General features: G+C 40.9%; 13 protein-coding genes. 11 read left to right on the forward strand and 2 right to left on the reverse strand.

Annotated features, from left to right (window positions below; translation table 11 throughout):
- The first annotated feature begins 10 nt into the window (after positions 1-10).
- Together GJB59_RS11325 and GJB59_RS11330 are read left to right on the forward strand one after the other, a co-directional pair.
- Positions 11-988, forward strand: coding sequence for a macro domain-containing protein (locus tag GJB59_RS11325; protein ID WP_203583270.1), 978 nt, complete (start codon positions 11-13; stop codon positions 986-988).
- Positions 989-1,069: 81 nt separating this feature from the next.
- On the forward strand, positions 1,070-1,720 hold the full coding sequence (locus GJB59_RS11330; RefSeq protein ID WP_142828040.1) for a vWA domain-containing protein: 651 nt from the start codon (positions 1,070-1,072) through the stop codon (positions 1,718-1,720).
- A gap of 307 nt (positions 1,721-2,027) precedes the next feature.
- Here GJB59_RS11330 and istB read toward each other — a convergent pair whose 3' ends face one another.
- Both istB and istA read right to left on the reverse strand, forming a co-directional pair.
- Positions 2,028-2,777, reverse strand: coding sequence for an IS21-like element helper ATPase IstB (istB, locus tag GJB59_RS11335; RefSeq protein WP_142828424.1), 750 nt, complete (start codon positions 2,775-2,777; stop codon positions 2,028-2,030).
- A complete protein-coding gene (gene istA / locus GJB59_RS11340) occupies positions 2,770-4,326 on the reverse strand; it encodes an IS21 family transposase (RefSeq protein ID WP_142828042.1) in 1,557 nt (518 codons plus the stop codon). Before istA ends, istB begins: the two co-directional genes overlap by 8 nt.
- Positions 4,327-4,501: 175 nt before the next feature.
- Here istA and GJB59_RS11345 point away from each other — a divergent pair, with 175 nt between their 5' ends.
- From GJB59_RS11345 to GJB59_RS11385, 9 genes are all read left to right on the forward strand, one after another.
- Positions 4,502-5,332 (forward strand): DUF4839 domain-containing protein, encoded by an 831-nt coding sequence (locus GJB59_RS11345; RefSeq protein ID WP_185960054.1) that lies wholly within the window; start codon positions 4,502-4,504, stop codon positions 5,330-5,332.
- Between the two features lie 1,108 nt (positions 5,333-6,440).
- Positions 6,441-7,658 carry a DUF1572 domain-containing protein gene (locus GJB59_RS11350; protein WP_142828045.1) on the forward strand — a complete coding sequence of 406 codons (1,218 nt, stop codon included), beginning with the start codon at positions 6,441-6,443 and terminating at the stop codon, positions 7,656-7,658.
- A gap of 539 nt (positions 7,659-8,197) precedes the next feature.
- The gene (locus GJB59_RS11355; protein ID WP_142828047.1) at positions 8,198-8,440 is read left to right on the forward strand and encodes a hypothetical protein; all 243 of its coding nucleotides are present in this window, start codon (positions 8,198-8,200) and stop codon (positions 8,438-8,440) included.
- Positions 8,437-9,414 (forward strand): HEPN domain-containing protein, encoded by a 978-nt coding sequence (locus tag GJB59_RS11360; RefSeq protein WP_142828049.1) that lies wholly within the window; start codon positions 8,437-8,439, stop codon positions 9,412-9,414. Before GJB59_RS11355 ends, GJB59_RS11360 begins: the two co-directional genes overlap by 4 nt.
- A 282-nt stretch (positions 9,415-9,696) precedes the next feature.
- Positions 9,697-9,912: a hypothetical protein gene (locus GJB59_RS11365; RefSeq protein ID WP_142828051.1), complete on the forward strand. Its 216-nt coding sequence runs from the start codon at positions 9,697-9,699 to the stop codon at positions 9,910-9,912.
- A 533-nt stretch (positions 9,913-10,445) separates the two neighbouring features.
- Entirely contained in the window at positions 10,446-11,831 is a 1,386-nt protein-coding gene (locus GJB59_RS11370; protein WP_142828052.1) for a PQQ-dependent sugar dehydrogenase, read from the forward strand.
- Positions 11,832-12,278: 447 nt separating this feature from the next.
- A complete protein-coding gene (locus GJB59_RS11375; RefSeq protein ID WP_142828054.1) occupies positions 12,279-12,605 on the forward strand; it encodes a hypothetical protein in 327 nt (108 codons plus the stop codon).
- Between the two features lie 208 nt (positions 12,606-12,813).
- Positions 12,814-13,761: an alpha/beta hydrolase gene (locus GJB59_RS11380; protein ID WP_142828056.1), complete on the forward strand. Its 948-nt coding sequence runs from the start codon at positions 12,814-12,816 to the stop codon at positions 13,759-13,761.
- On the forward strand, positions 13,739-14,251 hold the full coding sequence (locus tag GJB59_RS11385) for a DUF4085 family protein (RefSeq protein WP_142828058.1): 513 nt from the start codon (positions 13,739-13,741) through the stop codon (positions 14,249-14,251). Before GJB59_RS11380 ends, GJB59_RS11385 begins: the two co-directional genes overlap by 23 nt.
- Positions 14,252-14,305 lie beyond the last annotated feature (54 nt).

Consider the following 14,305-nt stretch of genomic DNA (forward strand, 5'->3'; position numbering starts at 1 on the left):
AAACGGCGTTATTGGGTATTTTATCACCGGCAGTGACACGATTGTCAATGCCGCAAATTCCAGCCTTAAAATGGGTGGTGGTGTGTGCGGTGCCATATTCCTTGCAGCGGGTCCTCGAAAATTACAAGAGGCGTGCGATCGCATCGGTCAGTGCACGGTGGGAAGAGCGGTGTCTACGGAGGCTTTTTCGCTGGATGCTGATTTCATCATCCACACGGTTGGACCGTTCTGGGAAGGCGGGGCCGATAATGAAGAAGCCCTATTGCGGAACTGTTACCGCAACTCCCTGGAGCTTGCACATCAGCTCGAATGTGAATCGATCTCGTTTCCGCTCATCTCCACCGGAATCTTCGGCTATCCGAAAGAAACTGCTTTGCAGGTTGCTATTTCAGAAATCGAAGCCTTTCTGATCAATCGCGAAATGCATGTTTATCTGGTCGTATTCGACAAGCAGTCTTTCGGAATCAGTGAAAAACTCTACCAGTCGATTGCCGCATTTATTGATGAAAATGAAGTAACGGAACTGGAGAAGAAGGATAGCCGGTATCGCAAGGAAGCCAAGACAGAAATCATATCGGAGTATCAAGAAGAGGAATTCGTAGTGGAAGCGCCAATTGATATCAGTCTGGAAGATTTCTTTGGAGATATGGATGAATCGTTTTCAGAACGGCTGCTCCGTTTTATTGACGAGAAAGGCATGACTGACACACAGACCTATAAAAAAGCGAATATCGACCGGAAACTGTTTTCCAAGATTCGCAATTCCCCTGGATACACGCCGATGAAAAAGACCATTGTGGCTTTTGCTGTAGCTCTTGAATTGGACCTTCACGAAACAGACGATCTGCTTGAAAAAGCGGGTTACAAACTATCGCGCAGCCATAAATTCGATCTGATCATCATCTATTTCATTAAGCGGCAAAATTACAATATCCATGAAATCAACAACGCGTTATTTGTGTTTGACCAAACGCTCCTGGGCGCTTGAACTGTCGCTTCCAAAGGGACCTTTTCACCTCTTGAAAATCATATCCTTAAGTTGGTAAGAAAACTTGAGGAGGAAAACGATATGAAAACGCAAACGACGGAACTGGTCTTTATTCTCGACAAAAGCGGTTCGATGGCGGGACTGGAAAAGGATACAATCGGGGGCTTTAACGCATTGCTTGAAAAACAACGCAAGCTTCCCGGAGAAGTCCGTGTCACGACGGTGCTGTTTAATCAGGGGTATGAACTGTTACATGACCGGATTTCGTTGGAAGGCATTTCTCCGCTGACGGAAATGGATTATGAAGTGGGCGGCATGACGGCGCTGCTCGATGCGATCGGTTCAACGATCCAGAAAATAAGCAACGTACAAAAAGGCACATTGCAAGACCAGCAAGCCGACAACGTGATGTTTGTCATCACCACGGACGGCATGGAAAACTCGAGCTGTGAATACAATTATAAAAAAATCCATGGAATGATTGCGCAGAAGAAAAGCTCAGCCAATTGGGAATTCATGTTCCTCGGCGCGAATATCGATGCGGTCGCCACTGCACGCCAATTCGGAGTCGGGGAGGAATTCGCGGTCAACTACCATGCAGACGCGAAAGGCACTCAGCTCAATTACCAAGTGGTGAGTGAAGCGGTTGCTTCTTTCCGGACGGGGAAGAAGATTGATGGTGAGTGGAAGAAGGATATTGAGAAGGATTATAACTCGCGTGGGAAGAAATAAAATCTCTTCATGTCCTTCTGGGAGGACATGAAGATTTTTATTGTGTATAGTGATTCTACTTGTATATATTTCACAAAATAGATAAGTCAATGTGTTATAATATTTTGACTATAAAATGTTAATTTTATACATATTCGATGGATGATTACGGCCACGAATTTTTACCAGGTCTGCCATCTTATTTACCACCTAGTGCCAGTTGATTTACCACGATTTGTCACACTCTTTACCAAGATAACCACAAAGCCCTACAGACCAAAAGTTATAAGTCTGCAGGGCTTTCTTTTGTGCCGTAGGCACTGAGTTCTTATCTCTGACCTAAACCATGGCGCTCGCGCATTGAGATATCTCCATCGATCATGATCTGGTAGGAGTCGTGGATGATCCGGTCGAGAATGGCTTCTGCGATCGTTTCGTTCCCCAGCTTCAAATGCCATCCACTCGGATCGATTTGAGAACAGTAAATAGTAGAAACCGTTTTATGACGGGATTCAGAAATCTCGAGTAAGATTGCTGCCTCATCAGTTGAAAGATCAGTCAATAACCATTCATCCAAGATGAGTAAATCTACTTTTGTGTATTTTTTGATGAGTCGTCGGTAACTGCCATCAGCTGCCAGTTTCGCTAGCGTCAGTTCATCAAGCAGTTCGGGCAACCGGATGTATTTCACTTTAAAGGACTGCCGACAAGCTGACACGCCGAAGGCCGTCGCAAGATACGTTTTCCCGGATCCTGTCGGACCCTTTAAAATAATGTTGTGGCCGTCCAAGAGATATGCGCCACTTGCCAGTTTCAGTACTTGCTCTTTATTTAACCGGCGATCGGCGTGATACTCGATGTCTTCAATACAGGCATTGGAATCTAAAAAAGAAGCTGCTTTAATCAACCGTTGGAGTTTATTGCTCTTTCGGCGCGAGTACTCTAAATCGACAAGCAATGAAAAGCGCTCATCAAAATCCATCTGTTGAAAATCGCGTTTGGTGACCTGTTCCTCATAGGCCTCCGCCATGCCATTCAATTTCATTTCGTTCAACTTATTCATCGTTTGCTCATTCATGCGTATCTGTCCCTCCATAATAGGCTGCTCCACGAGTGAAGCCGTAATTATTGATGCTGCTTTCCGTCTTTCTTTTCAGTTCCTGTTCGGCATCGCTTTTCTTATTATTCGCCAACAGTGTCTGTATGCTTTTGACCGAAGGTCTTGCGGTCATGGAGATGATCATCTTACAAGCCCGTTCAATTTCATACTTGGAGTAGCGTCGCTCTGTTTTCTTCAACGAAAAGATCGACTGTAAGGCTAACTTTTCAGGCTTGGTATTCGCCAATAGGTAATTGACTACTTTTACAGTATTTTCACCAATGCTTTCGGACCAATCCTTCGCATTTTCCGGTGTCTGATCGACATAGAGCTTGTGGTTGTCGGGCATGTGATCATGCGTTGTAGCTAACTGCCCAAACTTGCCATATAATCGTTTATGAGAAGCGATCCGCATATGGTTAGAATAAATCTCGACGAGATTATCGGTGAGTCGCACTTCGACTTTCCGATTGATGTATTCGTAGGGAACGGAATAAAACATACTCTCGACAGAGATATGATAATCCGGCCGAACTTTAGCCAACTTCCATTCAGACATTTTGTAGGATGCGGTGGGCAGAGGGGAAAGCGCAAATTTCTCCTCTTCTTCAAATGCCGAAAGCCGACTTCCTTGCTTTCGAGTGAAAGGCCGTTGGTTGAACTCATCCAATTTTTTTCTGACCTCCTCATTCAATTCCCCAATACTGAAACACTGTGTGTTTCGAAGCGCTGCGATGATCCAGGTCGAAATGACACCTACCGAACCCTCGACACTCGGCTTATCTTTTGGAGCGCCTACCCGTGCGGGCATGACGACGGTTTGGTAATGATCAGCCATCTCCCGGTATGTAGGATTTAAGACAAGTTCTCGAATCGTATGCTTGGTCACACTGGCTTTCAAATTATCTGGAATAATAATCTGCGTGCTCCCACCAAAATAGGCATAAGCATGATTATGAGCAGTGATCCAAGAAGACAAATTCATAGATAACGTGGCTTCCGCATAGGACAATTGGCTGCACGGCAATGTCGCTACGAAGACATATGCCTTCACTTTCTCTCCTGTATCCCGGTCAATAATGAAGGCGGTGGAGCCTGCCCAATCCACTTCCATGATTTCCCCAGGTTTCCGGCGGATCCGCAATGTAGCCTTATGCTTATTTGCGTAGCTGCTGTAATGGCGGACAAAGCTGCGATACGAATAAGGAATTTTCTTGTTCATGCGGCATTCTATCTCATATTCGTGATGGAGTAGCGACAGGGTCACATTCGGCTTAGCGAGTTCCTCGTGAATATGATCAAAGTTGAGTGGCTGTCTGCCGGAAGCTTCTAGCGACTTCTCAGGGAATAAAAATTCCTCAATCCACTTGTCGGTCATTTCTTCCTCTAATGGTCCCTTCAAGCCCTTTTTCTCCGCCCGCTCGATGATCTCGGTCACTTTCTGCCGGGAATTTCCCGTGCTAGAAGCAATACTTCTAAGACTGAAACCCTCCTCCTTTAATCTCAAAATCCTGGCATATTGAAGCATAAAAAAATACCTCCTATAAGAAATGTCACACCAGTAGGTGTGCCCATCAATTATATAAAGGTATCTTATCGAGTGGTGCATATCGTGTCATTCAATGGTACATTCTTTGGCACTCTGTGGTAAAAAAGATGGCAAGAGTGGCTCATTTTAGTGGCTGTAATCAATGGAGGTTATTATGAAAAGAATGTTAGTGTTTATATGTTTGATTACTACTCTTTCAGCTTGTTCTGATGAACAGGATCCTAATGTACTAGAAGTAAGTAAATCTTCAGATGAAATGAATGGGGAAAATTATCAAACAATCATTTCAGAATTTGAAGAAACGGGATTTACTAATATTGAGACTAAGGTATTAGATGATTTAATTACTGGCTGGCTAACAAAAGACGGAGAAATTGAACAAGTAGAGATCAATGGAACTACCGAGTTTAGCGCAAATGATAATTTTGAAAAAGATTCTGAAATAGTTGTTACATATCATACATTTTCAAAAGAAGAGAAAAGTGACGCTGAAGTCACTGATGAAAAGAGCTCGGATACAGAAGAAAAATCAACTGAAGAAAAGGGTGCAGAGCCCGTTGATCAATCAACCGATGATACATCTGTGGAAAGTGAACAGGAAATATTAACGGAAGAAAATAACGAAGACCTTGCAGCTCTTTTGGCAGTCCAGGATACTAATGATCCAATCGTTGTTGAATTTGCAAAAAAATATGCTGGTAGAACCATTGAATTCGATGGATATATCGCACATATGATGCCACATGAGGATTATACAACAAGATACGATATTTTAATCGCAGTTGGTGATTCTAGTCAAACAACTTATAGTGGTCCTGATTTTAAGTTCGAAGATGTGGATATTTTTGATTTAAATCTTACTGGTTCTGAGGTGCCGGAAACTATTGGTATGGGCCAAAATCTACGTATTACCGCTGTAGTTGAAGAATATGAAGAGAATTCCGGACTATTCTTCCTTGAGTCAGTTTCTAATGAAATAAGGTAAAAGTTAATATTCTATAAGAGAGTATTAACTTGATTACTAATGGGAAAGGTAATGAGAATTAACATCTTATTTTTATCTTATAAAATTCTAAACGTTATCAGATAATTAGTGATCGCAAGCCTGTGTAAAAATAAACTCTAAACGAATGAGCCAACACACTAAAATTTATATCCCATACATCTCCGCATGCTCTGTATCAACAATTCAAAAGTGGATTTTTTATTCTATAAATGACTACAAATCGTGTGGGAATTGTTTTCAACACAGAGTGAATTTGGATACTGCTGGAAATCGGTTTTGAAAGGCTTCCGCTTTTATATAAGCTTTTTGTATTCTATCTACTGCCACGCGAATAATATCTAGAGTGTAAGCATTTTTTTACTTTGTATATCAGTCTTAGTAATTACAATTTGTGCTGCTCCTAAAGAAGGAAAAATTAATACTTATTAGAATTTTACAACAAGGAAAAAATCATGATATAATTTACTAGTCAGCATTAAGAAGCTGATTAATAAATCTAAAAGGGATAGACCTATATTAGATAAAATAAAAATGACAAGAGACCAAAAAAACTAAAAAACCCTTTGATTCAAAAAAAAAAAAGCGAATAATAAAAAGCTGAAAAATATAATTTCAAAAGGGAATCCTAAAAACTAAGAGTCTACTTAAATGAAAAAGTGAAAATCTATTGAAAGTCTAATGCTACACCCTTTAAAGAAAGGGGGTAGAATGTCTTGCAGCAATATTTCTTAGAAATAGCTTTGCCGGTAGTAGCTATACTAATTGCAAATTGTGTTTGGCATTTTATGACAAATTATAAAATTGTGAAGAAATAGCCAGTGGATTTTTAAATCTATAAAAAGGCGTCTCTCTTTGTCTATTTCAATTCAGTTTATTAACTTAATTTGTATAAAGAAGCCGTATCCCATAACCTTAAGGTTAGCGGATACGGCTTAACTAATTTTATTTAGTAAGTTAAATATCCATAGTCACTTGTGACATAGTGAGGGCCTGGGAACTAATATAACAAAACGCTCAGATTCTTTCGGTATGAGAGATGGTAAAGTCTTTTACATTGCAAGAACTACGCCAGAAAGAGGGACAGACCATGGAATATATTTTCATTTCGATTGTAGTAATATTGTCGGCACTGGTCGTGGTCTTTATTTATTTTAAAAAGAATAGGAAGATACAGCCGCAACTAGAAGAACCAAACATTGAAGAAACTGGAGAAGACAGCGAAGTAGAGGAGCCGGAAGAAGACAGCAATTTGAACCCTAAAGTGTCTGAAGTCAAGGACGTAGGGTTCATCAAAAGTAGCTATAAGAGAATCGAGATTCCTTCGAATATGATTCCGATCATCGCGCAGACCTTGAAAGACGGTGCGGTGGTGTTTCACCAGAGTCGGACCTTCCGCGTGGAGTTCAGCCCGGATGTGGTGAAAGGCTTAAAGGATAAGAGCATGAGTTTGATCGAACGAGTGAACGGCAAAGGCTATTTGCCGGCGGTGAAGAAAGACGGCGTGAAAGAGATTTATGAGCAAGCAGTGCTAGTGAAGCGTGTGAACCCGGCGCTCTTGGCGCATGCAAGCATGAATCTTTTGACGACGGTTGTTGGCCAGCAGCAACTTGTCGAAATCCAAAGTTCCTTGAAGAGCATGGAACAGAAGCTTGAGACCTTGATTCAACACAGAGAAAATGATTTTGCTGGACGGATCGAAGCGCGTTTCGGCTATTTCAAGGAAGTGATCGAACGGTTCCGCCGAAACGGTATTACGCTTGGCGGTGTGGAAGATGCGGAAATCGAAGGATTTTATACAGCGACCTTACAGGATTTGAAAGTGCTAACGAAAGACTTGAAGGCAATCGCTGGGAATATTGAAGGATTGAAAGAACATGAAACGTTGCGGAAATGGGGAGACGCACCCGTGAAAAAAGAGTACGAGCGGCTTGTCGGAGAGTTCAACGCTAAGCAGGAGCTCGTGCTGTTGAATGTGCAGTTCATCGAGGAATGCTACGAGCCATATCTCCGAACGATTCGGAACTACGAGGAAGCCGATGTAAAATCACAGACTTTGGCACAGGTCGTTGGGGAGAACCATATCTTGATTGAGACCATCGAAGGAAAAGTGAAAAGCATCGAAGAGAATTATAAGGTGAAAATAAATTTCGGCATCAAGGCCTTGAAATACCGCAATTTGGAGAGCTTGAAACAACTGACGCCGAAAAAAATCAGCCAGCAGCTATTGGCAGAACAAGAGGTTCCGTCTGAGGTGCTGGTTGAAGTGACGGAAGATGATAAGGCGTATGTCTATATGCCGCGTTAAGATGAATAATAGAAATTAGACCAAAAACACCCTTTTCTGAGCAGTCGGCATTTGTATGCCGAAGTTTCAGGGAAGGGTGTTTTAGATTCTGCTACATTGGAATTAATTAAGCTTATGTAGAGCTTGCCGAAATATTCGAATAAGCTTAATGAAATAAATAAAAGAATTATAATTCGCGTCCCTGTGTTAAAAACAATTCTAAACGAATCTGACTATACACTACAGTATATAATGTATACATTGCCACACCCGCTGCATCAGCATTTAGGGCGTGGCTTTTCCTTCTTATTCACCCATATAAATTGTGTGGAAATTGTATGCGACACAGGGAACATTTGGGGACTGCTGGAAATTCAATTTAGCTGTTTCGTCCTAGACATTTCCTTCATTATCATATTGATTAAAGAACACCAATTTACAGCACCTCCAATCTGCAGTTCATTTCTTGCCACCCTCACCGAACACCGCTACGATAAAAGAAAAGCTGAAGAAACAATCTTTGTCATAGAAGGAATCAAAAAGATGCGGGAGGAGATGCAGTGAAGAAGTCCATATGGATAGGAAATTTACTGGCGATGCTGTTTTTATTGTCGGCTTGTAGTGTAGACAGTGAAAAGGCGTCAATTGAGGAAGCGAGTTCAATGAATGAAATTTCAGGGATATTGAAAGCTTCCATCCAAGTGCCCAATCAGTCGCCACCGATACTTGTGGAGTTTAATGGAGATGGCGGCACATTATACCTTTCCCAGAGTAACAAAGTTAAAAGGAGGATACGATTATGAAACAGTTATTAATAGGTGCTTTATCTTACATTGAAATTAAAGACTTTGCGGCTGAAGCTATTATCTTGGAGGAACAAATCAACTTAATTAAAGACACCTATCCTATTGAAAAAGAATTTCTTACTGAATCTTTTATAAAAAAAATAGGATTAATAAATTTTGAAAAACTGACAACCGGTTTGACTCATTGCAGTGTTTTGGAAATTGATCAAGTTGTAAATGACCATTACGAAACGAATCCCTCGTTACTAGTTAATGATTATTTGGGGTTGGTAAACGCATTTCAAATAGCTTTATGGTTCGTAAAAGATAATTCGGTTAATACTGGTAATCTCTATTCTTATAAAACAACCAGAGATGAAGTTGAGATTATCAATACAAGCACACTTTATAGTAATTCTGCAGGCGAATATTGTAATACTTATTTTTCTCTGGAGGAGTTAAAGCAAGCAATATCTTGGTTAAAGATAATAAAACCTCATTTATATACTGAAGAATTTAATACAAATTCTAAAGAAATGACTAATGCCCGTAATCATCGTAAAAATATGCAATATAAGGAGTTTAATCGTATAGTAAAGTCGTTGATGCTTATTTCTAATGCTAGGAATGATTCTTTTCTTCCGTCAAAAATTTCTTCCTATATGAGTGCTGTAGAAGCCTTAATTGCTTCTGATAGAGACTCATTAACTATGCAAGTTTCTGAAAGAGTAGCTGTATTAGTAGGAAACAGTAGAGACGATAAACTTCAAATACACGACAGTTTAAGAGAGGCATATAAAGCCAGATCCTCTTTTGTTCATGGTGATAATTTAAGTAATAATATCGAACGTAGAATTGAAGAAATAAGTAGAGAGACTGATGATATAGTAAGGCGATTAATTATTAAAGTAATTACTGACTTTCCAGAAATTGCTGAACTAAACCCAGAGAAGTTAAAAAAATGGTATAAGGAAAAATTGTTGTTTACTTAATCCTTAATTAAATCGCCTCACAGTTACGTATTGCAAAGTCGAAGTACAGAACTTTGAAACGAACTTGTACAGAGTTTTGCTTCAATTAATCGCATCCCTCTTCCTGGAAAGTAAGAATAATTGAGTGAAAACGCCAATACACTGTCAACGCCTATTTTGTTTATATGAACTCAGTTTTTTAAAGAAAAAACGTACGTATCTTTTGCTAATCTTTTATAGAAGGAATCAAAAAGATGCGGGAGGAGATGAAGTGAAGAAGTGGCGGCACTTGAGATTCCAGTCTTGATAATTGCTAGCACAGCTGATTCGCAGGTGCCGACCTCCGATGCAGAAAGCTTGCATGCGGCGCATCCGGAATCCCAACTGCTGATTATTGACGATATAAACCATGTGCTGAAAACGGTGGCGGATGAAGGCGAGAATGAGGCGGCATACAGCAATCCTGATTTACCGTTGGCGGAGGGGTTGATGGAGGGGATTGTTGGGTTTATGGAATGAAATAATATATGTAAAAAAAGCTGCGAAGGGATTCGCAGCTTTTTTGCAGGGTTTTTGTACTCACTCAGGTAAAGACGCAGTTTTAAATATTTTCTCTATACTACTGCTTTAAGTGAAGATGTTAATGGACCTATAATAACAAAATTAATAAAGTCTTATGCGCCCCAGACCCAGAAACTGCAACACAGATGGTGGGTATGGCTGCCGGCAGCATTTAGGATTTATGTGCACGTAACATCGACAAAGTATTACGCCGTGAAGGGGATGCGAGACATAGACAGGCTGAATACATCACAAAAACCAGCAACACCGGTTGTTGTCTTTTACCAATTAATTGTTACAATAATTTAGTAAATGTCACAGGAAAGTAACATAATTGTTTTATTTTTAGTAAATCTGGGTATATTACTTTCAAAGGCGTTTCATATTCTTAGTTTTGATATGAAAGTCTTACCTAATTTTTATACTGGGTTTTAGGGTACTGAATTTTAATCTCTATTCAGTTTACTATTTTAGAAAAGGGAGGAAAAAGGATGACGAAAGTTTCGTGGTCAGGATTAATGTTATTTACAATGCTGATTTTTGTATTGGCTTTGGCAGCATGCGGCAATGATGATGCTTCAAACGAAGAAGCACCTGCTGATTCGGATGCTACAACAGAAGAAAGTGCTGAAACAGAAGAAAGTGCTGAAACAGAAGAAAGTGCTGAAACAGAAGAAGGTACTGAAGAGGGCACTGAAGAAGACGCTGAAGAGGGCACTGAAGAAGTTGATGATGGAAGTGCAGAATCTCAACCAAAAGTTACTGAGTTTGAACCGGCATTTCCAGAACAAACAAGAGCACCTGCAGTAGTGACTGAAACAGAACTTAATGAGGAAGTTATTGCTGAAGGTCTTGGCGTGTCTTGGGGTATGGCAGAGTTTGAACCAAACCGCTTGCTTGTTACGCAAAGAGATGAAGCAGAACTTCTAATTGTAAACCTTGATGAGTTCTCTGTTTCAGATCCAATCGAAGGTACACCAGAAGTAAATAACGAAGGTCAGGGCGGGTTGCTGGATGTAGCCGTTGCACCTGATTTTGACGAATCAAGAATGGTATTTCTGACGTATTCTGAAGATGCTGAAGATGGTACTGTAACTGCAGTCGGTAAAGGTGTTTTATCAGAAGATGAAACTTCACTGGAAGATTTCGAAACATTCTTCCAAGCGACACCAGCATATGCTGGCGACTTGCACTATGGTGGACGTATTATCTTTGATGAGGATGGCAATCTGTTCCTAACAACGGGTGAGCGTTCAGATGACCCAATTCGCGAACGTGCACAAGACTTGGATGCTTACTTGGGCAAAGTCATTCACATTACACAAGATGGAGAAGCAGTAGAGTCGAATCCATTTATCGAAGATGAAGACGCACTGGATGGTATTTACAGCTACGGTCACCGTAATATTCAAGGTGTGGATTTCCACCCTGAAACAGGAGACTTATGGATTGTTGAATTCGGTCCACAAGCTGGGGATGAACTGAATATTGTTGAACCAGGCAATAATTATGGATGGCCGATTGTTTCTTATGGTATCGAGTATACTGGCGAATTGATCAATGGTGGTGTTTCAGAACACGAAGCGCAAGGCTTTGTTGAACCAAGATATTATTGGGATCCAACAAGTGCGCCAAGTGGTAGTTCATTCTATGATAACGACGCAATTCCTGAATGGGAGAACAACTTGCTCATCGGTGGTTTAGTGTCGAGCTATATTGCACGTGTCGTTATTGAAGATGACACCATCGTTGGAGAAGAACGTCTATTAACTGATGAAGGCGAACGTTTCCGTGATATTCTTGTAACTGAGGATGGCGCGCTTATTGCAGCCACTGATGGCGGTAAGATTTATAAAATTTCTGCAGCAGGTGAATAAAAACGCGCTCCTGTGTCCAAAAGGATTCAGTTTACTAATTGCAATTGCATGAAGAATAAGCCGTATCCAGAAACCTCAATGGTTAATGGATACGGCTTTTGTATGTAATCTAAGAAGTAATTGACTTTGATAGAGAACTTAATGATGTTCAGACTTCCATAAGCAGTATATCTGGGATCATAGACACCGACTGATTAATACAAATAGCGTTTCTCTCGGCGCTTGTTGCATTTTATTCAAGCTCATATTTTGTTTAGGAGTTGTGTCGTTCCCTGGGAAGTGGGATTTTCAAGTACTAATATGCAAACAAGTATGTGAGCTATCCTAAATCATTACCTTATTTACTAAATGAACTAAATATTCTAAAATTTTTAATCTTTTCACTAGGAATCGAACGTAAGTTCTGTTATATTAAATACATACCACTATGGAATGAGGTGTATTTCGATGGTGCTTGCAATCAAAGAAGTGAACGGATTTGAAAAAGGAAAGAAATATACTAAGGAACTTGAGTTTGTTTCTTGCTTTAAAAGCGACGAATATCGAGTAATCGCTTTAGCAGATAGAGATGGCTATGTTTTTTATTGGACAACTACAGAAGATTCGCTTGAATATCGAAATTTCCGCAAAAAAGCTACTTACACATTTAAAGTTAGCTATATTTCTACAATAGTCGGTCCTTCTAGACCTAAGGTCATTATTGCAGAATTGGATGATGTAACAGCTGAAAACAGCATGTATGGTAAGGCAGAGCAATATAAATTAAATGCTTAATATATATTTGTAAAAAGAACCTTGATGCTCTCAAGGTTCTTTTTGTTTAGATATGTAAATGTTAGTCTTTCCATCAGGGATTATCTCCCCGCACTCTTTGCATTCACATTTAGAGTGTGGTATTTTTATTTATTTATCAGCATAAATTAGGAAATGCGTCGCTTCCACGGAAGCGAAATGGTTTATTTTAAAAGAGGGAGATTAATATATGAGTAAGTTTTCTATTGTGGCAATTAGTTTATTGGCATTTATCATCATCGCTCTTGCCTTTGCCGGGGATTTCTTTTACGGCGAAGCTGTGCAGCGGGGGACTGAAGTTGAACTTTATGAGGAAGAAGAAGTTCCAGTGACAATCGTTCTTGAAGATGAACAGATTATCGAGGAAGCGGCTGAATGGTACGAAGAGCAGGAATTTGAAACGGCTTCTATCCTTTCATATGACGATCTTAGGTTGGAAGGTGACTTTTTGGAGAACGAAGATTCGGGTGGGAAAGCCGTGATCCTTGCACATGGCTTCCGCGGAAACAGTGAAGATATGAAAAATTTTGTTCAGTTTTATTATGACCAGGGATTTGATGTTTTAATTCCCGATGCTCGTGGCCATGGAGGGAGCGAAGGGGATTATATTGGTTTTGGCTGGCACGACAGGCTGGATATAAAGCAATGGACCCAGCTGCTCATTGATGAGGAAAACAGCAGCGATATTTTTCTTCACGGCGTTTCAATGGGAGCGGCGTCCGTATTGATGACGAGCAGCGAAGAGCTTCCGGCGGCAGTGAAAGGGATTATTGCTGACAGCGCTTATACGTCAGCGGCGGATATTTTATCTTATCAGCTCGAGTCTATCTACAATCTGCCGGCGTTTCCGCTCATTCCAATCACTAGTGGTATTACAGAACTCAGAGCGGGTTTCACTTTTAATGAAGCCTCCGCGCTCGAGCAAGCCGCAAAAAATGCGCTTCCTTTGTTTATCATTCATGGAGAGGCGGACGAACTCGTCCCGACGTCGATGGCAGAAGAACTGTACGAAGCAGCAGGCGGCGACAAAATGTTTTGGACAGTTCCGGACGCCGGACATGTTAAAGCCTATACGATAGCCACTCAGGAATATCAGGAGCGGCTGAAGAGATTTATTGTGGAAAGTATGGAAAATTGATTTGCATGAAATGGGCGTCTGCTTGGGAACGGAAAGGCGCATGCTCGTCAATCGGTGGGAACGGGATTACGAGCGGCGGATGGAAGAGCTTAGTGACCGGTATAAGCAGCATTTCGAATCGATCAAAGCGGAGCTCCCGTCAGCCGCAGTCGAATTGGTAGAGAATGGCCTGCACGATGCGGTCGTCCTTTCTGTTGAAAGACCATCTGAAGATCTGCTGGTCCTGATGCTCGACTGTAGTGGAGGTTTCTATTATTTCACGGATTTCCGACTCACTTTTGAAGGAGTCACCTATTCGAACGTTCCGGCTGATTTCAAAGGTGCATGGTGGCTGTATGATGAAATTTACAAAACGGAAGATAGCTTTGAGCTTCATACATTGTTCGACTCGCCGATGATAGAGACAGTAATTCGCGCGCGCGATGTAAAAATCGAGCCGCTGAAACTGCCGTTAATGCGCCGGTTGCAGAAATGGTATAGAAGAAGGTAGTTTACAGTGCAAGGAGGCTAAAAGAACGATCCCATCACGGATCTATTTCTCAAG

Origin of the sequence: Planococcus soli, assembly GCF_016881065.1 — a bacterium.
In the GTDB taxonomy this organism is placed as follows: domain Bacteria; phylum Bacillota; class Bacilli; order Bacillales_A; family Planococcaceae; genus Planococcus; species Planococcus soli.